This is a genomic window from uncultured Holdemanella sp. (assembly GCF_934754935.1).
Taxonomy (GTDB): Bacteria; Bacillota_I; Bacilli_A; order Erysipelotrichales; family Erysipelotrichaceae; genus Holdemanella.
Window position 1 is genome coordinate 25,519 of record NZ_CAKVJB010000006.1, and the last position, 25,644, is coordinate 51,162.

Consider the following 25,644-nt stretch of genomic DNA (forward strand, 5'->3'; position numbering starts at 1 on the left):
TTTTGTGGCATAATATGATCTCCTTTTTATGACCTTATCATACCATGAATATTCATTAAATATTGTAAAGCTTGACTTGATACACCATTAAACTTACAGTCAGGTAGCCCTAAGTAATAGCCTTGCCCATAATGCACATGCAAGTTACATACACATTCTAATTCTTCTTGTGTTTCAATGCCTTCCGCGATAAGCTTAAATCCCATTTCATCACAATACTCAACCAATAGTTTCATCATACTTTGTTTAGACTTACTTAAATGAATATTACGTACCAATTCAATATCAGCCTTTAGATAATTGGGTGTTGTATTCACCACACGATTTAATCCTGAATATCCTGCTCCTACATCATCCAAGGCGATTTGGTAGCCTTGATCAATATAGTGATTCATAATGGATTGCAGTAACACATAGTTTTCAATGTCTGTTCTTTCTGTGATTTCAAAGACAATATCTTCATTTAATAATCCAAACTTTTCTAATTTTCGATTCGTAAAGCCGGATATAAAGTTCGAATCCTGAAAAATTTGTCCATCCACATTTAAGAATATCTTTGTACCCAAAGGTTTATGTACAGATGCTTTTAAAGCTTTATCTCGACAAAGCTTTTCTAATTTCCATACGCAATCATATTGTTCTGCCAAATTAAATAATTGTTCTATATTTAATTCTATATTTTTACTTTCAATCCGACTCAACGATTCATACGCAACCACATTACCATTTTTTAAATCCACAATGGGTTGAAATACAGGATAAATGGCTTTCGTATCTAAAATCGTCATTAGTACTTGTTTATTCTTATTCACAATTATGAGGATACAAAAGATTTATTAATGACTATGCAAGTTGAAATTAAATCTTTGTTAAATATGTTACACTATTCTTAAGCATACACACATACTTAAAGGAAAATAATATAATGAAAACAATTCAAAGAACATTTGGGATTTTTTTAATCCTCTTTTCGGTACTTGTCATGCCAGTCCAAGCTAGTGACTCTGATGCATCAAATTGGATGGAAACTATTTCAGGAGAAATAAAACTCAATTGTTGATTTTGTAGATTATGAATTAGCACACAAAAATTATTCAACAAATTAAAAAGAAGAAACGTTAAAATTTCTTCTTTTTTTGTCTAAATATCTCAAAACTAAATACAGCTGCAGCACTTGCTGAATCTAAGGCATTTCTAAAATCTCTTCCATATTCTACGACAATATTTTGTTTGGAAGCTGTAGTAATGGTTGAACTAAGTCCTCTTAAGGCTCCACCTAAGCATAAACAAAAATCCGATTCAAAAGTATAGTCATAAAGTCCTACGGCATCTTTTCTATGTGCACAAAGAATTGGAAGATGATTCTTTTTACAATAGTCAACTAATTCTTCGTCTGAATCTACAAAGTAGATTGGTAACTTTTCATAAGCCCCAGCACTAGCCTTTAGAATAGTTTGTTCGGCAAAGCTCCAATCTCTTTTTGGAAGAATCATCGCATCACAACCAGAAGCATAGAGTGTTCTAGAAATACTTCCTAAATTATATGGATCTTCGACTCCGTCGATGTAACAAAGAAATCCATGAACATGTGCTTGAATAAGTTGAGGAATCTGTTTTTCTTCAGCTAAAAGTAAAACTCCACCATGCGTTTTTCCTGTTGCGAGTTCATGGATTTCATCACGCGAACAAAAGACAACTTCACAATCTTTACTTTTGGCAAGTTTAGCTAAATATCTTGTATCTTTTGTATTCTTTTTCTTATCAATATATAGTTTTTTACAATCTCGAGACCCTGCTTCTAATAGGGCTTTGCAGGAAATGGCCCCTTCAAATATTTTTTCCATAGGACTATTATAATGGCTTTTATAATTTTTTTCTAGATGGTATTATATTAGGTATGGAAGGAGTCTTACTTAAATGCATTTTAAATTAACCCAGGAAATGAAACAAAGAATCATCGTTTACTCTGCATCATTGATTATTGCGATTCTTTTCTTCACAATATTAAATCGATTTAAGGATATAACACGAGCCATTCAGTTCATAATTACGATTCTATTCCCTTTCCTTCTTGGAATTGGTTTGGCGTTTATATTGAATAATCCGCAAAAATGGGTTGAAGAAAAATTACTTGGAAATGTTCCAATGCAAAATAAACACAAAAGAATCTTATCGACAGGTATTGTGTTTATTTTAGCCATTGGATTTCTAATCTTGTTTTTCTCCATCATCATTCCGAATACGATTGATTCTGTGCGACAATTCTCTACAAATGTTGCGATTTATTCTGAGACTTTAATTGGATACACAAAAGATTTTGCGTATAAATTAAACATTTCAGAAAAACAAGTCGAACAAATATTGATCAATTTTGATATCACAAAGAAAATCACTAGCGTTTTAACAGAATCCATCCCTAAAATTGCCTCTTATTCATACAGCTTTGTGAAAGGATTCATCAATATTATTTTAGCTTTAGTTTCCGCATTCTACATTTTATTGGACCGTGAAACATTAGTAAAAGGAATCAAAAAATTAAATTACTCATTATTTGACAAAAACTTTGCGAACTATTTGACGCTATGGACAAACGATGCGAAAACTGTATTTGAACAATACATCGTTGGAAACATCATTGACTCATTTATTGTCGGTGTCATCTGTTACTTTGGAGCCCTAGTCTTAAAGCTTCCATATACAAGTATGATTGCCCTTATTATCGGTGTCACAAATGTAATCCCTGTATTTGGACCATTCTTAGGAGCCATTCCCGTCATCATTATCTTATGTTTGATTGATCCATTCTCAGCCTTGATTTTTGCAATCTTTATCTTCATTCTTCAACAATGCGATGGAAACATCATTAAACCCATTGTACTTGGAGATAAACTTGGAATGTCAGGCTTCTGGATCTTATTCTCCGTTACTGTTGGTGGCGCTTTATTTGGCGTTGTTGGAATGTTCTTAGGCGTTCCTGTATTTGCGCTTATTTATGCAGGTGTACATGATTATATTCAAGTTCGATTAAGAAACAAAAAAATTACGATCAACGATAGAGCAGGAACAATTGATTAGTTTCCTGCTTTTTACGTGCAATTTCTGAAAAAATGTGTATACTTATGTAAGTTAGGAGGAACTACCTTTGAATTTTATAGACATTATTTTAGATACAATACACGATACATGGGCTATGCTCCCACTATTGTATATTACTTATTGTATATTAGAAGTTTTTGAAAGAAAGAATACACAAGACGATAAACTCTTCTTTGGACTACAAAGACTAGGACCCATTCTAGGCGCTTTAGTTGGTTTGATTCCACAATGTGGATTTAGTATTTTAGCAGCCATGTTGTTTGTTCAAAATAACATTACACTAGGAACTTTAGTCAGTGTTATGATTGCGACAAGCGATGAAGCCATCCCAATCCTTATTAGTAATCCTAAGATGTATTCATCTTTACTTGGTATTTTAGGATTAAAACTTGTCATTGCGATCATCGTTGGATTGTTTACAGATCACGTACTATTTCGCCATCAAAAAATCCTCCGCTTCGAAGATATGGAAGAAGAGGATTATGATGAAGACGAATATGAGGAAGAAGAAAGTTCTGGATCAAGCTGTCCATGTTGCTATCCTGAATATCCACTATGGATCAGTGCCCTTTTAAGATCTTTAAAAATCTATGTATTCATCTTTATTACAAGTTTTGTATTAACACTACTCATGGAATGGATTGGAGAAAAAACATTATCTATGATTTTACTTCAAAACAATTTATTCCAACCAATCATTGCTGCACTATTTGGCTTTATTCCTAACTGCGCAGCCACTGTTGTACTAACACAACTCTATACAGCTGGTGAATTGTCATTTGGATCATTACTAGCAGGTCTAGTCACAAATGCTGGACTCGGTTTAATTGTCATGATTCGTTATGAAGCAAGAAAGAAAGACATTTTAAGAACCATTTCCATCCTATTTATAACAGGTATTACCGTAGGTATTGGATTTATGTTGTTGTAGCCACAAATGTGGCTATTTTTTTATCTTTGCGGGAAGATCCAAATTTCAAAATGGTTAATGTCATACCAAAACAAAAGAATAAGTATGGCAACCGCAAATAGTACAATATAAAAGATAATTGAATTCAGCTTTTGCGAATAATTCTGATCATTCAATTCTGGATGCTCCTCCAATTCAGCCAATCGTTTCTTAGCAATTTTATCAAGCCAGCTCATAGTTACCTCTACTTAGACTAATATTGGAAAATGAAATGGAAATATATTAATTTCCGGATGATTCCAGTCATACCAAAGTGCTAAAACCAATGCAGCCGCAAGAATAAGAATTACATAGAACTTAATATCCTTCATCATTTTGTTTCCCTTTTGTTCAAAATCATTCGAATTTAATTCTGGATGTTCATCCAATTCTTTAATTCGTTTTTTCGTTGTTCTTTCAATCCAGCTCATACTGCGTCCCTCTCTTTAGTATTATTTTATCAATACATTTAAAGATTTATTTATATATGGTAAATTTGGTCATTTAACTGTCCAAATTACACGAAAAAAGCTAGAAACAAACGTTTCTAGCTAACTTTTCCAAAAAATGGTGGGGACGGTGGGACTTGAACCCACACGGGATTTCTCCCAACGGATTTTAAGTCCGTTGCGTCTGCCTATTCCGCCACGACCCCATGTAATTGGAGGTTCCGATCAGATTTGAACTGATGATCACAGAGTTGCAGTCTATTGCCTTACCACTTGGCTACGGAACCGTAACTTAATGATTTTTTTAAATAAACGATGGTGGGGACGGTGGGACTTGAACCCACACGGGATTTCTCCCAACGGATTTTAAGTCCGTTGCGTCTGCCTATTCCGCCACGACCCCATCATTTATGGAGGTTCCGATCAGATTTGAACTGATGATCACAGAGTTGCAGTCTATTGCCTTACCACTTGGCTACGGAACCATTTCGTTGACTGCCTATATATAATACCTCAACGCCAAATAAAAAGCAAGAAAAAATTTAACTTTTTTTACATTTTTTAAAAAACCATACATTTTCCATTTTAGGTTGAACTTATTAGGTAAATGACCTATGATAAGATGGTCAATAAACAAGAGGTATTTTATATTATGCAACACATTATTCACCAACTTCAAAAAGAAAAGAAGCTAAGACTATTAACGTCGACCATAATGATTGTATTTAGTGCTTTTATGCAATGTTATATCATGAATGTATTTATGGCGCCGTGCAATTTGATCTCAGGAGGATTTACAGGACTTGCCCTATTAATCAATAAAGTCTGTGCTCTAGTCAACATTAACTTTCCAACTCAAGTTGGAATCATCGCATTAAATGTTCCTGCAGCAATACTTTGTTATAAACACATCTCACCAAGATTCACATTTTTGAGTTGTGTACAATTCTTCCTAGTATCCTTTTTTATTTCAATCTTCCATTTTGAACCTTTCTTTAAAGATCAAATCTTAAACGTATTATTTGGAGGCTTCTTATGGGGCTTCTCCATTTCCCTATCCTTAAGAGCAGGAGGATCTACCGGAGGAACTGATTTCATTGCCCAATACGTTTCTAGTAAGATTCATAGAGGAATCTGGGACTATGTATTCTTCTATAACTGCGCTATGATCATTGTCTTTGGATACTTATGTGGATGGATCTATGCAGGATATTCCATTTTATTCCAATTCTTATCTACAAAGACAATCTCATCTTTATATCAAAGATATGCACAAATTACCGTTGAATTTACGACAAACGATCCAGACCCACTTATCGATGCCTTTATGGCCACTTGTCGTCATGGTATGAGCGTGTTTGAATGTTATGGTGCATATAGCCACCGCAAGTATTATGTATGTAAAGCCGTTATTTCCACATATGAATTAAGAGACGTTGTAGAAAACGTAAGAAAAGTGGATCCTAAAGTATTGATCAATACATACAATACAGTAAACTTCTACGGAAACTTCTATCAAAAACCTTTGGAGTAGTATTACACTACTCCATTTTTATTATTTAATTGTTCGACAGATAACAGTAGAATGTTTTAACACCAAATTACTAAACAGTGGTTTTTGTAGCATGCTTCAAAGTTGCTATCAACTTAACAATCGTTGCATGAAATTTCTTCGTATCATTATAATTGTTTACATTCAAATAAAAACTGTAATTGTGATATGATACGTTTTGCATCTGTGGTTCTTTGATCGTGCCGGGGTGTTCCATCACGCCGCCTAAGTTCATGATAATCTATCATGTTTTCACACCTCCTGCGCTATTTTTATAGCATAAATCGACAAGAAAATCGTGTAAATGCACTATAGTGCAAAAACTTTTTATAATTGACTGATTTTGCAGTGTTCTTAAGAAGGAATCTTAGACCTATATAAAATTGTATAGAAAAAGAATATTACGCGCGCCTTTCCAACGGACCTATGGAATCCTTTAATCGCAAACCAAAAGATTTAAAGAGAGATTCCAGAGGTTTCTCCGATTTCAATTATACACGTAATCGCATCCTATGGCTACAAGTAAAAAAGGATCTCAGTTTTATAACCATAACTGAAATCCTTTTAATCATTAAAAACAAATCTAGGAATTTATAGGGTAACGACTTTATGACATCAGTCCCCTAGATTATTTGGTTACCCGAATACATCTACTTATTGTTACGATTTCCCATACCAATCAATTGTAAGATTCTTAAGAAAATATTCAAGAAATCCAAATACACTTGTAAAGCCATGAAGATGGCAATCTTATCTTGTTGTACGATTGAACCATCCGATTGAATCAATAAACGATTCATTCTTTGAACATCCCAAACTGTAATGCCTGTAAAAATCAATAGAGCAACAATAGAAAGCAAGCGTACATCCATACTCACTCTAAATAACATCATGAAGCATTGTGTAATAATCAACACGAAAAGTCCAACCATACATAATGAGCCAAAGCTTGTAAAATCTTTTTTAGAAGTTGTACCAATAACAGCTAAGCTGATAAAGTAAACTGCACTCACTAGAAAAGCCGTACCAATTGTAGCCACATCATACACATAACCAATCGAAGTAAGGGATACGCCCATACAAATGGCATAAAGAACTAACATCACTTTCATACCTATACTTGATGTAGATCTTGCCATAGAAACGCCAAAGGCAATCGACAAGATAAATGGTGCAATCACAAAGAGCATGAATAGAAATGGCATTGCACTAAGTAAAATCAATAAAGCATTTGTGGCATATAAACCATAAGACACAATAGCTGTGATGCATAAGGCAATTGCCATCCATGCATAAGACTTCAACAAAGCACTTTTTAAAGTGCTTTGTGAATAATAATTCATTGAATCATTATTGAACATATTTAATCCTTTTTCTGAATGAATTCTAATAATTGCTGAGCAGCAATATTTAAACCTTTACGGTTTGATTTATCGAATCCTAAGTGCGTATAGATCTCACCAACAAATACTCCATTATCTTCTAGAGCCTGGAACATTGTGTCAATGATTGGTTCACATAGTTCTTGTTTTTGCATAGGACCAAATGGGTTTGCGAAATATGTAGTTGAAATACCAACTTCTTGTGTTGTACCCAAAGCCATACGTTTACCTAACTTACAAGTATCTTTTACTTCTTGTACAGTTAATTTCTTAAGACCAAATTCATTTGTGTAGTTGTTTGCGTACGCAAATAAATCAATTTTGTGGTTGTGAACAACAACACGATATGGAGCTGCTGGCTGAATCATACGTGAGTTTGGATTTTCTGGAGCCATGAAAATTGAACGGTCCATGTCACGATATGGAGTTCCTGGATCCAAGTCATCTAGACGAATGAAGGCACCAATTTCAGTACCCTGACCATATGGAACACCATCTTCTAGGTGAATTGTTCCCATATCATCAAATACAACTTCAACTTCACGGATCATATCTCCAGCAGCTGCTTTTAATGCTTCAATCGATTCAGATTTACCAGCACCACTATCACCCATCAACATGATACCTTTCTTTGTTCCATCCTTTAAATAGATGTTTACGAAAGCACCATGGATTGGTAACCAACCTTTTTTCATTTGTGCCAAGTTGTGTAATGTTAAACACATTTTCTTTAAATATCCAAAGTATTCGATACGAGGATTATCACTGATACATCCTACCCAAATATCATTGGCTTCATCATAATAGAAGTTTGTATCATCATTACCATCATCATTACCAAAAATAACAACTAAGTCTGGTTTTTGCGCACTCTCTTCTTTTGTAGCTAATTCAAATAAGTTAGCCATACTCAATGCACTAGACATATATTTTGAGTTGAAGTATACGAAGCACAATAAAGCTCCAACTTTACAAGGATAACAGAACCAGTTTGATTCTCCCTTTTTGAAATATGTCATTGGCTGTGTATCAATTTCAGTAAACATACCAGTACGTTTACTTGATTTTGGATGCAAAATCATTGGAGTTCTTAACATTACAGTATCGATCATTGGAATATCTTGTAATGCAGCATATTCATCAGCCCATACTTTATCCAATGTGTGAACAGAGAAACATGCATTCGTTCCAGCTTGAACCTGACGATATACTAAGTTTGGTCTTCCCATTAATTTTTCTTCAAACAAACGATATGTACGAAGAATTAAATCGTTTGAAGCTGAGTCAAATGCCACTAATGTATTAATACCAAAATCCGTTGAGTTATCACTCTTCATATATCCAAAACGTTGTAAAGAACGCCAATTACGATACATTTCTTCAATAACACTTAATGTTGCATTTTTATCTGAAAGATAATATTCATTTTCTAATTCTTCACAAGTAAAGATTGACAATAAACGCAAGAAATGACAGAAATCAGAAGCTGCTTCTTTCGAATTCAATTCACCATTCTTTGTCATATAAGCATACATTTTCGCATTATCTGTTTCTTGATATTCAATGAAATATTGAACGAATTTTGCGAACGTATGAGACTTCAATAAAACCTCACGACTCTTTGGATACGCCAAATTGTAGTTGATAATAACCTGATTGTTAAAAATTTCAATTTTATTCTGCATAATTACACTCCTTTAACTATGACTAATATACATGAAAAACCTATGAAAGTAAATGTAAACCTTAATTTTTTGTTTATATTTCAAGTACAAGCGTTTACATAGCGAAAACTTTTTCAATTTCAGAATATACATCCTCAATCGCAATTTCAGTCTTTTCGCCCGTATAACGATCTGTCCATTCAAGTTTTCCTTCTTTAACACCACGACCTACCGTAATACGATAAGGAACACCAATTAATTCCATATCTTTGAATTTAACACCTGGACGCTCATTACGATCATCTAAAATCACATCGAACTTGTGTTCTTTACAATATTCATATAGATTGTTGGCAATCTTAACTTGTTCTTCATCCTTTAAAGATACAGGAACGATTGCAAGTCTAAATGGTGCAATTTCTACTGGCCATTTAATACCAAAATCATCATGGTGCTGATCTGCAACGGCTGCCATACATCTTTCTAGACCAATACCATAACTTCCCATCCAAACTGGCTGTAATTGGTTATTGGCATCTGTATAATAAAGATTCATACTCTTAGAATATTTAGTGCCCAATTTAAATAAGTTACCAACTTCAATACCATGTTGGAAAGTTAACTTCTTACCACACTTAGGACAAATATCCCCTTCTTTTACCTGACAAAGATCAGCCACTTCAACAGGTGTAAAATCTTTACAATTTACATTCTTAATGTGACGATCCGATTGGTTGGCTCCTACGATGAAGTTTTTCATATGTTTAATTTGACGATCCATATAAACAGGACAATCAATACCCACTGGACCTGCAAAACCAACACGAGCATGCGTTACTTTTTCAACTTCTTCAAAGCTAGCCATTTCCATTTCGTTTGCACCCAATAATTTCAATGCCTTTGTTTCATTCAATTCACGATCACCAGGAATACAGAATGCGATGACTTTTCCATCTACATTGTAAAGTAATGTTTTAACGAAATCACTTTCCTTCTTACCAAAGAAAGCAGCCACTTCTTCAATAGTCTTCGCATTAGGTGTATCAACAACTTCCATAGAAAGTTCTTCTTCACATGAATCTTGCATAGTATCCACAACTTCAGTGATTTCTAAGTTACTAGAATAGTCACAACCCTCACATCCAACGACAACATCTTCACCAATACTTGATAGAGCCTGATATTCTTCAGATAATAAACCACCCATAGCTCCAGTATCCGCTTTAACGATTTTATATTCCAAGCCTAAACGATCCATGATACGACAATATGCATCATACATTTTATTGTAAGCTACATCCAATCCAGCTTCATCCACATCAAATGTATACGCATCCTTCATGATAAATTCACGCACACGAATCAATCCATAACGAGGACGAGTTTCATCACGATATTTTGTCTGAATCTGATATAAGTTATATGGGAAATCCTTATAAGATTTACCATCCATACTACTCGCTACCGCAAACAATTCCTCATGAGTTGGGCCCAAAACATAACGCTTATTATAACGATCACTCAATGAAAACATATTAGATCCAAATGCTTCACGACGACCCGATTGCACATATACATCTTCCGGAATTAATGCAGGCATCAATAACTCTTGTGCATCTTTCGCATCCATTTCTTCACGAATAATATTTTCAACTTTAGAAAGAACTTTCTTTCCCATAGGCATGATCATATAAATTCCGTTTGAACATTTTTTGATCATTCCAGCACGCACCAACAAATTACTTGATACGCTATCTTCATCTTTCGCATTTTCTCTTAATGTATAAAAGAAACTCTGACTTAATTTCATCTTTACTTACCTCTTCCACTTATCTTATCTTACGAATCATCGCATCTATTTCAATAGGCCCAGACCACTTTGTATGTACGATCTGCATTGGCTTATTACAAACCTCTAAAACATTCTTGTCACTATCATACACATCATCTACATGTACAATTGTACTAGGAATGTGAGGGCCAAATATTTCTAAATCTTGATTAGGCATAAAATGATTCTTTACCTGTAAAGTTGCCATCTGACTAGCTTCATCATAATCCTGCACAATGGCTACATATTCCTGCGTTACCGTTTCATCATGATCTTGATACAACTGCACCTTATATCCAGGAAGCCCATTATAGAAGCCCGGCCCTGTCGGTCGATTTTCTGCCTTTGCGATTTCCTTTTTCACACGCTCAATAATTTCAACATCCGCATGACTGTGCTCATAAATATAATCAATCAACATACGATAGCTCGATACAACCGTAGCTAAATAATAAGCACTTTTCATACGTCCTTCAATTTTCAAAGACGCTACACCCATATGGATAAAATCCTCGATATAATCCACGGCCTGTAGATCTTTTGAAGACATAGAGAATAAATTTGTCGGATCACTCAATTCGGTTTCACCATCCATTAAATGATATTTCCAACGACAACTCTGTGCACAACCACCACGATTCGCATCACGAAGCGTCATATGATTACTCAATACACAACGTCCTGAAAATGAAATACACATACCTCCATGAATAAAGACTTCAATCGGTAATATATTCTCTTCACAAATCGAACGAATATCCTTTATTTGACATTCCCTAGCCAATACGACACGATCCATGCCCTTTTCTTTCCAGAATCTTGCAGCACTTGAGTTTGTAGAAGAATGCTGCGTAGATACATGCACCTCAAACTTACACCCAAGCTTTTTAGCCAACATCATGATCGATGGACTTGCCACAATGATCGCATGAACACCAATCGAATCCAATGTTTTTAAATACTCTTCAATACCATCCAGATCTGATTCATGTGGAAGCATATTTACAGTTACATGCACATGAGAATTGTGTGCATTCGCAAACTGAACCAACTCTGCAATCTCATCAATGGAAAAGTTACTAGCACGAGAACGCAAACTAAATTGTTTTCCACCAATATATACGGCATCCGCCCCATATAATATCGCAATTTTAGCTTTTTCTAAATTTCCAGCAGGAGCCAATAATTCAATTTTATTCATTTACTTGCTCCTCCTTTTTCTTGATTGTCTCTTCTAAATACCAACGATTACTTGACTCATCATCCGTAATCTTAATACCTTGTAAAGCCATATCATATAATCCTAAAATTTCCACAGTCCAATCATCATCAAAGAATAAAGAATCAATACGGAAGCGGTGCATGCCTACATCCGTAAAATCCCACATTTCCTGTAATGAATTGATTGGCATTTCACTAAAGATATGCGTACCCGTTTCATCTTGTACAATTGGCATACGCTCATCACGCGTTTGTTCAATCAAATCATAATGACACGGTAATGAACATACCGGTTTATTCACAGCCTCTAAATAATTTGTGACCAAAGGTCTTCTTGAATACAGAATCGAGAAATAGCCATGCACTAAAATTTCTATATTCGGATTGTGCTTTCCAATACTTACCACTTCTTCAAGACTCAATTCATGTGCCAAAGATACAGATTGAATGCCCAAAGACATATAGAAATCTACATCTGCACTTGAAGCTACCAATGTTTCAGGTTGATAGATCAATTTCGATTCAATCCCCAATTGTTTCGCCTCAAAATATAGTCCTTCATCCGCATAGTAAATACCATCTACATCCAATTCTTTAAAAATCGAAAAGTATTCACGAACACCCGATAGATCTTCATCCATACATAATCTTAAAAAGTTGATATATAATTTTAGGCCAAGCTTTTTACACTTCTTCTTCCAAAGCTGTAAATCCTCTTTTTTTACCGTAATACTCGAACGAATTGAATAATGTTCAACTCCAATGATCACAGCATCCGCCTTCGCTCTTTTTAATTTTTCTAATGAATCAATAGAATGAATTGTTGTTATAAACATAATTACTCCTTATCAAAACATACAAAATTATTTTACCACAAATGTGATTCTATGCCTACTTAACCTCCTATTTAAATCTGACTAAATTTCATGTATACTTTAAATATAAACAAACAAACACTTAATGAAAAGTTCGAAGATTACAATGAACCAACAGAACAAGAAGAAATATGGTCGGATGAAATGATAGGAGAAGAAGAATTGTAGAAAAAAAAGAATGCCATTATGACATTCTTAACTAGGCTAGTTCAATCTAGTCTTTTTTAATGCATTCAACCAATTCTTTAGCCGAATATACCACATGATCTGCACAAGGCCCACTTACCTGATGATGACGATTAAAATGAATTGTCTTCATGCCTGCATTTTTTGCTCCTTGCATATCATTGATGTAGTTATCCCCTACATAATACCATTCATGAATATCTTCATGCATGGCTTCCATACACTTTTGAAAGGCATTCACATCCGGTTTTGCGACACCCAATTGTCCACTTGTAAAGACATGAGATGATTTAAAAAACTCAAAGACACGAAGCACTTCTAATTTCATTCTTTGATGAGCATCCTCTCCATTTGTCAAAATCGCAAGTTCATCTTCACAGTCCGTAAAATAATCAATCAATGGTGCATCCATTTCAATATGATGCTGATAATATTTATAGCAAGACTGAAATTTTACAGCCTTTTCGTGACTCAATTCAATCCCATACTTTTCGCAAGCCTTCTCAATACGATAAACTCCCGATTCATCAATCGTTATCTTTCCTTGTTGTAGATCATCAAAAATCATATCTCCAAACTTACGATAATCCGCATAAAATAAACCCATGTCCACATCTACACTAGGAAGAAATTCTTCCATACATTTGCAAAATGGCCAGGATAAATCATAAAGTGTATCATCACAATCAAACATTAATTTCTTCATATAATCACCAGATGAAATATAACATAAAAGTGAAGATTTCACTACTGAATCTTCACTTGATTTAAACATTTACGAACATGACCAGACTGTCCAGTTACCTCTTCATTTTCAATTAAAGATAAATGTACAGCTTCTTTACAAGATTCAATCGCTGCATCAAATACAACATTGATCTTATTATCATTGATTTGCGTTAAAGAATGAATTTCTTCAGATCCAAAACGATTTGCGGTACTAAACGCAATCGCAATATCACCAGAACCATTGCCCATATGTGAGCCTGTTAAAGCAAGTCCTATTGGCATACGATTACATACTCTACGTAGTTGACGATCACTTAATGGAGCATCCGTCGCAACAATCATCATAATCGAACCTTTTTCTTGTTCTAAAGGCAATTGATTCCCCTCTACTTTATCTAATAAATATTGTTCTCTTAAACCAAAATTAGAGAGTACTAGTACTCCTAAAGTATACTTATTTCCATCAATTTCAAAAACTCTTGAACTCGAACCAATACCACCAGACATTTCAAAACAAGACATACCTCGTCCGGCTCCAACACTGCCTAGTTCAAATTCTTTTTTACAATCTGCATATGCATCTAAGACATCCGATTTAGTGACTACACAATCACGAATCGCATTTAAATAGCCATCGTTACATTCTCCAACTACAACATTAACACTCGTTAGATCTTCATTTTCTTTGACCATGATATCAACTAAAGCTTGTTGAACAACACCCACATTTAAAGTGTTTGTCAAACAAATATAACTCTCTAGTGTTCCTAGCTCCATAATTTGAGGTAAGCCTGTCGTCTTGCCAAAACCATTTAGAATACTACATCCACAAGCTAGCTTTTGATGAAACACATCTTCAGCCGTACGAATAAATGTCACACCAGTTTGATGAGAGCCAGAACTGATTGTCTTATGTCCAACCAACACACCTTTTACATCTGTAATTCGATTTAATTTACCTTTTTCCATCTCTAAAACTCCTTTGGTATTTAAATTATTATAATCTTTATATCCCAAAAGAAACAAGATTACATTGTAAAACTAACCATTTAATATAATCCCATCCAATTATTCATATAGTAAAATAAAGATTCATTTTTTGATTTTAAGTCTTCTGGAAAATTCACATAATGACTCCCTGCATCCGCAAAGAACTCGCCCGGATCTTGACAACTATATTCTCTAAATAACGTCGGATTTTCATTGAAATAATTGATGAAATCTTGACGAGTGGATACTCCCATATAAGATGTATATCCATCTGCCAATGAATAATCAAAAATATGTGTCAATTCATGTGTGACAGTTTCCTGATCATAATCCGTTAGATTTAATGGAACAAATATGTTCATATCATCACTGCTTGCAAAGGCATACGCATCATCATCTAAAGACATATCATGTGTTTGTTTAAAATAATTCATATTATTTTCATCACAAAGATTGATCATTACACAACGATTCAATAAAACAGATGGCTGACTACGAATATACGTATCAATATACGTATTCACATCCCCTGTTTTAAATGTACTACCAGATACCACATTAATTGGTGGTAATCCCTCCAAATAAAGAACCTGATCTTGAAAAGGTGCATTATAAGCAGCCTCTGCCTCTTTTGCACGTTGCTCTTCTAGTGCAAGTTGTTCATTATATAAAGCTAAGCCTTCATCATACGCCAATTTTACTGGTTGACTCACAAATGTTGCACATAAAACAATCCCAACAACTAAACATAGTTTCAAAGGCTTCTTCATCCCCTTATGAGAATCCACATAATCAAGCATCAATCTATATTCAACATTTGAAAGTCCTTCCTCACTTTCAAAGCCATTCTGATCTAAATATTCTTTTCTTAACTTTTGAATACGATCTTCTGACTTACCATAAGAAAGTACTAAATATAAACCAACTACCAATAAAGCCATAATGACACCATACGTGTTATCCATTTGTGTAATAATGGCACGATCCATTAAACTCAAGTTATTTTCTCCTACCAACTCTCCATAGTTCGTAATAAAACCATATACCAATCCAAATAATGCACTTGATACAAAAAGCTTTTTAAACATATCCCTATTCTCCTATTTCATTTAACAAACATCTCCATAAAGCATTGAAAAATTACATATTATATACAATATTTTATAACCACTATTTTTCTATACTCTTTATTTATCAATATTTATTAACTATACACATTATATATTGATAACCTTGAAAACACAAAAAAAGAAGCCGAAATTAATCAGCTTCTTCATTTATTTTCTTACTTGTAAAGTTCAACTAAACGTTGTAAGTGTTCGTAACGTTCTTTAGCTACTTCTTCTGACTTAGCAAATAATTTTTCTGCTCTTTCAGGGAATGGTTTAACTAAACGAGTGTAACGAGATTCGTTGTGTAAGAAGTCTTGGTAAGTTCCATCTCCTTCTTTAGAAGTTAATGTGAATGGGTTCTTACCTGCTTCTTTCTTAGCTGGATCAAATGAGAATAAGTTCCAGTATCCAGATTTAACAGCTTTCTTCATTTCATCTTGACAGTGGTTCATTCCACCCTTAGCAATACCGTGTAATTCACATGGTGCATAACCGATGATTAAAGATGGTCCTGGATAAGCTTCTGCTTCAGCAATACATTTAACTGCTTGTGCAGGGTTAGCTCCAAGAGCGATTTGTGCTACATAAACATATCCGTAGCTCATTGCGATTTCTGCTAAAGATTTTTTCTTCATTTCTTTACCAGCTGCAGCGAACTGACAAACTTCACCGATGTTAGATGCTTTAGAAGCCTGTCCACCAGTGTTTGAATACATTTCTGTATCGAATACCATAACGTTTACGTTTTCACCTGATGCAAGAACGTGGTCTAATCCACCGAATCCGATATCATAAGCCCATCCGTCTCCACCGAAGATCCAAACAGATTTCTTAGCTAAGTATTCTTTCTTGTCTAATACAGCTTTAGCACCTGGGCATCCAGCTTCAGCAGCTTTTTCTACTTCAACTAATAATGCTTTTGTTGCTTCTGTGTTAGTACGAGTATCTTCTTTAGTTTCCATGAATTTTTCGAATGCAGCCTTGAATTCAGGAGTTGCTTTTTCGCTTTCGTTCATAGCACCTAATTTTTCGATAGCTTGTTCACGTAATACTTTTTGTCCTAATTGCATACCGAATCCGTGTTCAGCATTGTCTTCGAACAATGAGTTAGCCCATGCTGGTCCTTGTAAGCTATCTTTGTTTACTGTATATGGAGATACAGATGCTGGACCACCCCAGATTGAAGAACATCCAGTCGCATTTGATACATACATGTGTTCACCGAATAATTGAGTAATTAAACGAGCATATGATGTTTCAGCACATCCAGCACATGATCCTGAGAACTCTAACAATGGTTGGTTGTATTGAGAACCCTTAACAGTATCATCAGCGAATCCAGAATCTTTCTTAGAAACGTTAGCTACTAAGTAATCGAATACTGGTTGTTGTTCAGCTTGAGATTCTTGAGGTACCATCTTGATAGCTTGAGTTGGACATACAGTGATACATTCACCACATCCCATACAATCTAATGGAGATACACTCATTGTATATTTGTATTCTGTAGCTTTTGGTTTAACATCGGCTAATTTGATTTGTGCAGGAGCAGCTTTCACTTCTTCTTCGCTCAATAAGAATGGACGAATTGTTGCGTGAGAACATACGAATGCACATTGGTTACATTGAATACATTTTTCAGCATCCCATTCAGGAACTGTAACGGCTGTACCACGTTTTTCGTAAGCACTAGCACCAGTTTCCCATTGACCATCGATGTTTCCAGTAAATGCAGATACAGGTAATGAATCTCCATCCATTTTGTTAACTGGTTCCATGATGTCTTTAACCATCTTAACTGTTGCAGGACGTCCTGATAATTCAGGTCTTGGTGCATCAGCTTCTGGGTTTGCCCAAGATGCAGGGATTTCAACTTTGTGAGTTGCACCTACACCAGCATCGATAGCTTTGTAGTTCATTTCTACAACTGCATCACCCTTCTTAGAGTAAGATTTCTTAGCAGCTGCTTTCATGTAATCTACAGCTTCGTCAATTGGCATAATGTTAGCTAATTTGAAGAATGCTGATTGTAAGATTGTGTTTGTACGTTTACCCATACCGATTTCGATAGCTTTATCGATGGCATTGATTGTGTACAATTGAATATTGTTGTCTGCGATATATTTTTTAGATTCAGCAGGCATGTGTTTGTCTAATTCTTCGTCTGACCATTGGCAGTTGATCATGAATACACCACCAGGTTTAACGTCTTGAACCATCTTGTATCCATTTACTACATATGAAGGGTTGTGACATGCTACGAAGTCAGCTTGGTTAATGTAGTATGGACTACGGATTGGCTTGTCTCCGAAACGCAAGTGAGAAATTGTGATACCACCTGTTTTCTTAGAGTCATATTGGAAGTAAGCCTGAATGTATTTGTCAGTGTGGTCACCGATGATCTTAGTAGAGTTCTTGTTAGCACCTACAGTACCGTCTCCTCCAAGACCCCAGAATTTACATTCAACAGTTCCTGGAGTTGAAGTGTTAGGAGCTGGTTTAACTTCTGGCAATGATAAGTTTGTAACGTCATCCACGATACCAATTGTAAAACGAGGTTTTGGTTCGTCTTTTAACAATTCAGTGTAAACAGCGAATACACTTGAAGGTGGAGTATCCTTAGATCCTAAACCATAACGTCCACCGCAAAGAGTGATGTCATTTAATCCTGCTTCACGAAGTGTTGTAGCTACATCTAAGTATAATGGGTCTGCTAGAGCACCTGGTTCTTTAGTACGGTCAAGTACTGCAACTTTCTTAGCTGTCTTAGGAAGAACTTTTAGTAAGTGTTTGCTTGACCAAGGACGATATAAACGAACCTTAACTAAACCAACTTTTTCTCCTTTTGCAGTTAAGTAGTCAATAACTTCTTCAGCAACGTCATTGATAGAACCCATAGCGATGATTACACGATCAGCTTCAGGATCTCCATAGTAGTTGAACAAGTCATAGTTTGTTCCTAATTTTTCATTGATTTTACCCATGTATTTTTCTACTACAGCAGGTAATTCATCATATGCAGTGTTACATGCTTCACGGTGTTGGAAGAAGATATCTCCATTTTCGTGAGAACCACGCATAGTTGGACGTTCTGGATTTAAAGCGTGTTTACGGAATTCCTCAACAGCTTCCATTGGACACATTTCTTTTAAATCTTCGTAGTCCCATTTTTCGATTTTTTGAATTTCGTGAGAAGTACGGAATCCATCGAAGAAGTTAATGAATGGTACTTTACCTTCTAAAGCAGCTAAGTGAGCTACTGGAGATAAATCCATAACTTCTTGTGGGTTAGTTTCACATAACATAGCGAAACCTGTTTGACGACAAGCATATACGTCTGAGTGATCACCGAAGATATTCAATGCATGAGTTGCAACTGTACGTGCAGAAACATCGAATACACAAGGCAATTGTTCAGCAGCAATCTTGTACATGTTTGGAATCATCAATAATAAACCTTGAGATGCAGTGAAAGTATTAGTCAATGCACCAGCAGCTAATGATCCGTGAACAGCACCAGCAGCACCTGCTTCTGATTGTAATTCACTTACAACTACTTGATTTCCAAAAATATTTTTTTGTCCAGCTGCAGACCATTGGTCAATAGAGTCTGCCATAGGACTAGATGGTGTAATAGGGTAAATTGCAGCAACGTCTGTAAAAGCATACGCAACGTGAGCCGCAGCCGTATTTCCATCCATAGACTGTTTTGCTCTAGGCATTAATATTTCCTCCTTTATAGATATTCAATACCATAGTTTATTATACGAGCTTCATGTCAAATTTTAAAGGTAAAATTCACTATAGAGGTTAGTCTTATCTAATTTGTAAGCATATAAAAAAGAGACGTAAACACTTGCTTACATCTCTATTTTCATCATTATTCTTTACCTAATAATTTGAACATGTTCTTTTTATAAACTTCAACACCAGGTTGGTTGAATGGGTTAGAATCATTCATCAAAGTTGTCATTGCGATGGCCTTGAAGAAGAACATACACATATTACCAAAGTCATAAGAAGTCATACCTGGCATAGTTAATAAGATATTTGGAACTCCACCAGTTTCTTCATGAGCTTGTAATGTTCCTTTGGCAGCCATTTTATTAGCCCAGTCCACACTCTTACCAGCTAAGTAGTTCATTCCATCTTCATTGGCTTCATCATTAGGGAATGTTAAGTCAATCATTGGTGTTTCAACATATAAGTTTGTTTCAAACAATACTTTCTTACCTTCCTGAACAAATTGTCCTAAAGAGTGTAAGTCTGTTGAGAAGCATACTGAATCCGGTAAAATACCTTTTCCATCTTTTCCTTCACTTTCACCAAACAATTGTTTCCACCATTCTGCAACCATCTGCATTTGAGGTTCATAGTTTACTAATAATTCAACATCATATCCTTGATTTTGAAGAATACGACGAGCTACGGCATAACGATAAGCTGCATTCTTTTCAAGATCTGCATCTCCATATTCACCCATACCATCATGTAAACCTTTCATCAACGCATCAATATCGATTCCAGCTACTGCAATTGGCAATAATCCAACTGGCGTAATAACTGAGAAACGACCACCGATATCATCAGGAATTACAAATGTTTCATATCCTTCTTTATCAGCTAAAGCCTTCAATGTTCCTCTAGCTTTATCTGTAGTAGCGATGATACGATTTTTTGCATCTTCACCATATTTTTCTTCCATAAATTGTTTCAAGATACGGAAAGCTAAAGCTGTTTCTGTTGTAGTTCCAGATTTAGAAATAACATTTACTGTAACTTCCTTATCTTTAATATAGTTCATAACCTGTGAAATATAAGTTGATGAGAAAGTATTTCCCATATAAATAATTTCAGGCTTGTTGTCACCATATAAACCATTCATCATTTCAATGGCAGCACGAGCACCTAAGTAAGATCCTCCAATACCACATACAACGAATACTTCTGTGTTTTCACGTACTTTTGCGGCAACCTCTTTAATGCGACTAAATTCATCTTTATCATAATTGTTAGCCCAGTTTAGCCAACCAATAAAGTCGTTACCCTTACATGTACCGTTTTGTAAAGCTTCATCAATTGCGCGAACTTGATCTTGATAAGCTTTTACATCTTCTTTTAAGAAAGCATGATTTAAATCTAACGTAATCATATTTATTTTCCCTCCATAGCTATCTCCACTCATGATTATACCACGATTTAACATTGTGTGATATAATGTTTTTTGTTAGGAGTGTGAGTTTATGATACCATCGTCCTTATACCCGCTGATCACAGCTCTTTTGAGCAATGTGCTTGCACAAGTGGGAAAAACGGTCGTATATTATTATAGAACCGGCAAATGGGACTTACACTGGGTCATCGCTAGTGGAGGCTTTCCAAGCAGTCACTCATCCACAGTTACCGCCCTTTCCTTATCTATTGGAATTCAGGAAGGTTTTGATTCAGCCATATTTGCCGTAACCACTATCTTTTCCTTTATTGTCATGTATGATGCATGTCACGTCCGCTATTACTCAGGTAAAAATATTGAATTAACACAACAGTTAGTCAAAGATTTACGTGAAATGACAGGACTTCGCTTTGACGATCCAATCTATCAAGAAAAATTAAAGAATGTTCTTGGTCATAAATTTGTCGAAGTCATTGGAGGATTTGTGGTAGGACTTATTGTCCCATTGATTTTATGTCCACTATTTTTATAAGTTAGGAGTGTTATTTTATGGATACTGTAGTAGATAGTAAAGCCGTTAATGATTGTTTAGATAAGATTCGCCCTTATATTCAACATGACGGAGGCGATATTGAATTATTAGGAGTTGATGAATTCAATGTTGTCTATGTATCTTTCAAAGGTGCATGTCAAGGATGTATGATGGCTTCTGTAGATTTCTCAGGCGGTATCAAAGAATTATTGCTTGAAGAAGTGCCAAACATCCGTGATGTAGTGCTTGTAGGTTAAGATATCGAAAGATATCTTTTTATTTTTAAAGGAGTTTTACCATGTACACCAAAGAACAATTAAAAAGGCTATTAATTCCATTAATGTTCGAACAAGTTTTAACCGCATTAATGGGATCCGTTGACACCATTATGGTCACCAACATAGGTTCAGCCGCCATTTCCGCCGTTTCCCTTGTGGATTCATTAAACATTTTAATCATCAACGTATTTGCCGCCATGGCAACCGGAGGCGCTATCATCTGTGCCCAATACCTAGGATCGAACCAAAAAGATAAGGCCAACCAAGCCTTGAAACAATTGATTTTTTCCGTAACCCTCATTTCCATATTGATAACAATTCCCTGCATTGTATTTAGAAGACCACTACTTACCCTTATCTTTGGATCTGTCGAAAAAAGCGTGATGGACAATTCATTAAGTTACCTTTACATCACAGCCCTGTCCTATCCATTCATTGCCCTATATAATGCAGCTGCCGCAAGCTTTCGTACCAGTCAAAACTCAAGACTTCCCATGGCCATTGCGTTTGGGTCAAATATCTTAAATATTTTAGGAAACACCTTTTTCATCTTTACCCTAAACTTAGGTGTAGCCGGAGCCGCCATTTCTACCCTACTATCTAGAATCGTTAGTGCAGCCATTATCCTGATTCTATTAAAACAGCCCAAACAAGATTTATATGTCGATTCTTATTTAAGTATCCGACCAGAAATTGAAACAATCACAAAAATATTAAAAATAGGTATTCCAACTGGCATTGAAAATGGTATGTTTCAATTTGGAAAACTCGTTATTCAATCCACTGTATCCACAATGGGAACAACGGCCATTGCAGCCCAAGCCATGGTTGCCATGTTAGAAAGTTTTGCATGTCAAGCAAGTATCGGTATTGGGCTTGGTATGATGACTGTTGTTGGAAAATGTGTAGGTGCTAAAGAATACGAACAAGCGAAACACTATACAATTTTACTCACAAAATATGCATGGATAGCCTGCATTATATGTTGTGCTATGATCATGTTTCCAATCAAACAAATCACTAGTCTTGCCGGAATGGAGCCAGAAAGTGCCAAACTAGCCATTTGGTTAACACGCATTGTCTTCACATACAAAATGATATTCTGGACACCCTCATTTTTACCAGGCTATGGCCTAAGAGCTACTGGCGATGTAAAATTCAGTATGATCACATCCACTCTATCCATGTGGATCTGCAGAGTTGTAGTCACAATCTTTTTAGTCCATCAATTCCATATGGGACCCTTAGCCGTATGGATTGGTATGGGATCCGATTGGACAGTACGCTCATTTATCTTCTTAGCTCGTTTTAAATCAAATAAATGGTTAGAACATAAGGTCATCTAACACAAAAGGAGTAGTTCACGCTTAACATCTAAGAGATGCATATATTGTGCATCTCTTTTTTTAGTGCAATATCGCATTTATTTTAATTTTAGATTTCATGTTTCAAACTATAAAGGAAAAAATTCAAAATTTTTATAAGGGTCAAAAAATATAAGAATATTGAGTCTTTTCAAAAATAAAAAGCGAGCCCTACCGATTGGTTACGATAGTGATTCGCTAGTTTGCCGTCTGATGACGACCTTCGTCACTAGTAATATACCACCCATCTGTGAAAATGCAAGGAAATTATTATGCACTAATTAATACCTTCTGATTCAAAAACGATAATGTCATAGTGAAACCAATTCATTTTTAATTTTTGTCATACTTCCTTAAATATTTATTCCATGAAATACTGTAGTTGTACCTTCCACTTGGACGATTCGTTCATTTATTTTCTTAGCTCGTTTTAAATCAAATAAGTGGCTCGAACATAAGGTCATCTAACACAAAAGGAGTAGTTCTCGCTATTACTTTAAAAATCTAATTTGACTTTTTGGCTTTTGATTGACTCTAATGCATCACAAATATTGCTCTTTTCCGTTTCCCCAATGACTTGATCATCAGCTACAAGTTGATAGATTCCTTCATCTATTTCAAACAAAACATATTGTTCATTTTCATCAACAATCTTATTCTTTGACAACTCTTTTTGACCAAAATCTTTAAATATATCAAATTGTTCGCAAACAGATGCATAAATATCTTGTTGTGTTAAAAGAGTATCAATTAAATAATTTCTTTCAAAATCCCATTCTTTTAAGCCACGCAGATAAAATGCACAATCTCGATCTAATAGTACAAATGGAATACAATTATTCTGTAGACATTGTTTAAACATAATCATTTGTCCAGTACGTCCATTTCCATCTCCAAACGGATGTATTCTTTCGAAACAAACATGAAATTCTACAATATCTTCAAAGGATAAAACCCCTTTATTTTGAAACTTTTCTAACAAAGCATCTAATTCCGTTTCAACATCAGCTGGTTTTGTCGTTTTAAAAGGATTTATCATTCCAATCCCATTTTCTCTTACTTTAAAACCACCCACATTATATGCCGGATTATCCTCATAAGACGTACCCCTTTTCAAAATCATATTCATCTGAATCATCATTTCTTTTGATAATGGTTCATCCACTGTTTTTAACATATAATCAAACAACCGAAAATGATTTCGTGCTTCTAGTGCATCATCTAAAGGAACTAATTCTTTATCTTTAGGTTCAATAAACATATTATTTGTTTCAAATATTTGTTCAGTTTGATCCTTCGATAGTCTCGAGCCCTCTATTTTGTTGGAATTAAACGCAAAATTAATTTGAGTCCAATGATAAATATTCCCCTTAACTTTCATGTTCATTTGTGAAATCAATTCATTTTTAATTGTTTTTACTTTATTTATCATACTTACGACTCCTTAAATATTTGTTCCATAAAATACTGTAGTTGTACCTTCCACCAAGGCCAATCATGATAGACATCATAACCCCAGAAATCACACCAAGCCTCGATGTGCTGATCATATAAAATAGTGCTGATTTGTCTAAGTGATTCAACACATTCTTGTTCCCAATTACCTTGTCCTACACAAAAGATCAATTTAGATTGTTTATACAATTCCATATAGGGATGGTCTTGTGGCATATTCTTTAAATAGGCACATGGATTATTGTGATAAGTATTTTCATCATGATAATCGCCATAGAAAAATTCTGTATCATAAATGCCAGATAAGGCTAATAAGGTATCGAATTGATTTGGGAAACGGAAAATTAAATTAGCGGCATGCGTTGCTCCTAGACTTGCCCCTGTAACCATCCACTTATCGTGATTATTCATCTTTTCTTGTACACTAGGAATTAATTCTGTAAGAATATATTCAAACCAAAGTTCATGTTTCAACATACGAACCTTTGTGTTGTAAGGATAGGACCATGTTTCTAAATCCAAAGTATCACACGTTACGATTGTCAATTGATTGGCTTCGATCCATTTGGATACTTCATGAATCATGCCTCGATCTTCCCATTCAAAGAAACGTCCATTTTGACTTGGAATGGCTAGACATAATTTGCCGCCTTGACCATAGATTTTATATTCCATTTCACGATCCAAACAATTTGAATACTCTTTTATATATTGCACTTGCATGGTGTTACCCCTTTCAGAAAAATTTTGTTTTATTATACCACATTTTATTGAGTTTTAAGGCTTCTTGCTTTATAATTGTACTG

At 35.0% G+C, this 25,644-nt stretch carries 23 protein-coding genes and 4 tRNA genes; 7 read left to right on the forward strand and 20 right to left on the reverse strand.

The genetic code is table 11. The annotated features are described in order from the left end of the window. Window positions 1–26 precede the first annotated feature (26 nt). Window positions 27–788 carry an EAL domain-containing protein gene (locus Q0E86_RS02595; RefSeq protein WP_295754372.1) on the reverse strand — a complete coding sequence of 254 codons (762 nt, stop codon included), beginning with the start codon at window positions 786–788 and terminating at the stop codon, window positions 27–29. Between the two features lie 330 nt (window positions 789–1,118). After that, a complete protein-coding gene (locus Q0E86_RS02600) occupies window positions 1,119–1,844 on the reverse strand; it encodes a TrmH family RNA methyltransferase (RefSeq protein WP_295754374.1) in 726 nt (241 codons plus the stop codon). Between the two features lie 73 nt (window positions 1,845–1,917). Here Q0E86_RS02600 and Q0E86_RS02605 point away from each other — a divergent pair, with 73 nt between their 5' ends. Continuing rightward, window positions 1,918–3,075 (forward strand): AI-2E family transporter, encoded by a 1,158-nt coding sequence (locus Q0E86_RS02605; RefSeq protein ID WP_295754375.1) that lies wholly within the window; start codon window positions 1,918–1,920, stop codon window positions 3,073–3,075. Window positions 3,076–3,142: 67 nt separating this feature from the next. Next, window positions 3,143–4,027 carry a putative manganese transporter gene (locus Q0E86_RS02610; RefSeq protein WP_295754376.1) on the forward strand — a complete coding sequence of 295 codons (885 nt, stop codon included), beginning with the start codon at window positions 3,143–3,145 and terminating at the stop codon, window positions 4,025–4,027. A gap of 20 nt (window positions 4,028–4,047) precedes the next feature. Here Q0E86_RS02610 and Q0E86_RS02615 read toward each other — a convergent pair whose 3' ends face one another. The 6 genes from Q0E86_RS02615 to Q0E86_RS02640 form a co-directional block, all read right to left on the reverse strand. Next, entirely contained in the window at window positions 4,048–4,242 is a 195-nt protein-coding gene (locus Q0E86_RS02615; RefSeq protein WP_295754377.1) for a hypothetical protein, read from the reverse strand. Window positions 4,243–4,254: 12 nt separating this feature from the next. Then, window positions 4,255–4,476, reverse strand: a complete 222-nt coding sequence (locus Q0E86_RS02620) for a hypothetical protein (RefSeq protein ID WP_295754378.1) — start codon at window positions 4,474–4,476, stop codon at window positions 4,255–4,257. A 137-nt stretch (window positions 4,477–4,613) separates the two neighbouring features. Further along, a tRNA-Leu gene (locus tag Q0E86_RS02625) sits at window positions 4,614–4,700 on the reverse strand. 7 nt (window positions 4,701–4,707) lie between these two features. Beyond that, window positions 4,708–4,781, reverse strand: a tRNA-Cys gene (locus Q0E86_RS02630). A 29-nt stretch (window positions 4,782–4,810) separates the two neighbouring features. Then, window positions 4,811–4,897, reverse strand: a tRNA-Leu gene (locus Q0E86_RS02635). 8 nt (window positions 4,898–4,905) lie between these two features. Then, window positions 4,906–4,979, reverse strand: a tRNA-Cys gene (locus tag Q0E86_RS02640). 167 nt (window positions 4,980–5,146) lie between these two features. On the opposite strand from Q0E86_RS02640, the gene Q0E86_RS02645 reads away from it, so the two are divergent. Together Q0E86_RS02645 and Q0E86_RS02650 are read left to right on the forward strand one after the other, a co-directional pair. Next, window positions 5,147–6,028 carry a YitT family protein gene (locus tag Q0E86_RS02645; protein WP_295754379.1) on the forward strand — a complete coding sequence of 294 codons (882 nt, stop codon included), beginning with the start codon at window positions 5,147–5,149 and terminating at the stop codon, window positions 6,026–6,028. A gap of 405 nt (window positions 6,029–6,433) precedes the next feature. Beyond that, window positions 6,434–6,643 carry a transposase gene (locus tag Q0E86_RS02650; RefSeq protein WP_295754409.1) on the forward strand — a complete coding sequence of 70 codons (210 nt, stop codon included), beginning with the start codon at window positions 6,434–6,436 and terminating at the stop codon, window positions 6,641–6,643. Window positions 6,644–6,696: 53 nt separating this feature from the next. Here Q0E86_RS02650 and Q0E86_RS02655 read toward each other — a convergent pair whose 3' ends face one another. The 10 genes from Q0E86_RS02655 to Q0E86_RS02700 form a co-directional block, all read right to left on the reverse strand. Further along, window positions 6,697–7,407 (reverse strand): Bax inhibitor-1/YccA family protein, encoded by a 711-nt coding sequence (locus Q0E86_RS02655; protein WP_295754380.1) that lies wholly within the window; start codon window positions 7,405–7,407, stop codon window positions 6,697–6,699. Between the two features lie 2 nt (window positions 7,408–7,409). Then, a complete protein-coding gene (locus tag Q0E86_RS02660) occupies window positions 7,410–9,113 on the reverse strand; it encodes a hypothetical protein (RefSeq protein ID WP_295754381.1) in 1,704 nt (567 codons plus the stop codon). Between the two features lie 94 nt (window positions 9,114–9,207). Beyond that, window positions 9,208–10,902 carry a proline--tRNA ligase gene (locus Q0E86_RS02665; RefSeq protein WP_295754382.1) on the reverse strand — a complete coding sequence of 565 codons (1,695 nt, stop codon included), beginning with the start codon at window positions 10,900–10,902 and terminating at the stop codon, window positions 9,208–9,210. Between the two features lie 19 nt (window positions 10,903–10,921). Beyond that, window positions 10,922–12,124: a U32 family peptidase gene (locus Q0E86_RS02670; RefSeq protein ID WP_295754383.1), complete on the reverse strand. Its 1,203-nt coding sequence runs from the start codon at window positions 12,122–12,124 to the stop codon at window positions 10,922–10,924. Further along, the gene (locus Q0E86_RS02675) at window positions 12,117–12,980 is read right to left on the reverse strand and encodes a peptidase U32 family protein (protein ID WP_288521082.1); all 864 of its coding nucleotides are present in this window, start codon (window positions 12,978–12,980) and stop codon (window positions 12,117–12,119) included. The genes Q0E86_RS02670 and Q0E86_RS02675 overlap by 8 nt, the downstream gene beginning before the upstream one ends. A gap of 253 nt (window positions 12,981–13,233) precedes the next feature. After that, window positions 13,234–13,911, reverse strand: a complete 678-nt coding sequence (locus Q0E86_RS02680; RefSeq protein ID WP_295754384.1) for an HAD family hydrolase — start codon at window positions 13,909–13,911, stop codon at window positions 13,234–13,236. A 41-nt stretch (window positions 13,912–13,952) separates the two neighbouring features. Continuing rightward, window positions 13,953–14,903, reverse strand: coding sequence for a P1 family peptidase (locus tag Q0E86_RS02685; protein ID WP_295754385.1), 951 nt, complete (start codon window positions 14,901–14,903; stop codon window positions 13,953–13,955). An 80-nt stretch (window positions 14,904–14,983) separates the two neighbouring features. Further along, on the reverse strand, window positions 14,984–16,012 hold the full coding sequence (locus tag Q0E86_RS02690) for a hypothetical protein (RefSeq protein ID WP_295754386.1): 1,029 nt from the start codon (window positions 16,010–16,012) through the stop codon (window positions 14,984–14,986). A 197-nt stretch (window positions 16,013–16,209) separates the two neighbouring features. Continuing rightward, on the reverse strand, window positions 16,210–19,758 hold the full coding sequence (gene nifJ / locus Q0E86_RS02695) for a pyruvate:ferredoxin (flavodoxin) oxidoreductase (RefSeq protein WP_295754388.1): 3,549 nt from the start codon (window positions 19,756–19,758) through the stop codon (window positions 16,210–16,212). Between the two features lie 158 nt (window positions 19,759–19,916). Next, window positions 19,917–21,188, reverse strand: coding sequence for a glucose-6-phosphate isomerase (locus Q0E86_RS02700; protein WP_295754389.1), 1,272 nt, complete (start codon window positions 21,186–21,188; stop codon window positions 19,917–19,919). Window positions 21,189–21,279: 91 nt separating this feature from the next. Between Q0E86_RS02700 and Q0E86_RS02705 the strand changes: the two genes are divergently transcribed. From Q0E86_RS02705 to Q0E86_RS02715, 3 genes are read left to right on the forward strand one after another with little or no spacing between them, the layout of a single operon-like run. Continuing rightward, complete coding sequence (locus tag Q0E86_RS02705) at window positions 21,280–21,741, forward strand: divergent PAP2 family protein (RefSeq protein WP_288537035.1); 462 nt, start codon at window positions 21,280–21,282, stop codon at window positions 21,739–21,741. Between the two features lie 17 nt (window positions 21,742–21,758). Continuing rightward, on the forward strand, window positions 21,759–21,998 hold the full coding sequence (locus Q0E86_RS02710; RefSeq protein WP_295754390.1) for a NifU family protein: 240 nt from the start codon (window positions 21,759–21,761) through the stop codon (window positions 21,996–21,998). Between the two features lie 41 nt (window positions 21,999–22,039). Beyond that, window positions 22,040–23,365 carry an MATE family efflux transporter gene (locus Q0E86_RS02715; RefSeq protein ID WP_295754391.1) on the forward strand — a complete coding sequence of 442 codons (1,326 nt, stop codon included), beginning with the start codon at window positions 22,040–22,042 and terminating at the stop codon, window positions 23,363–23,365. Window positions 23,366–23,879: 514 nt separating this feature from the next. Here the strand turns inward: Q0E86_RS02715 and Q0E86_RS02720 are convergent. Then, complete coding sequence (locus Q0E86_RS02720) at window positions 23,880–24,815, reverse strand: Fic family protein (RefSeq protein WP_295754393.1); 936 nt, start codon at window positions 24,813–24,815, stop codon at window positions 23,880–23,882. Between the two features lie 2 nt (window positions 24,816–24,817). Further along, the gene (locus Q0E86_RS02725) at window positions 24,818–25,561 is read right to left on the reverse strand and encodes an esterase family protein (RefSeq protein WP_295754394.1); all 744 of its coding nucleotides are present in this window, start codon (window positions 25,559–25,561) and stop codon (window positions 24,818–24,820) included. Between the last annotated feature and the right edge of the window lie 83 nt (window positions 25,562–25,644).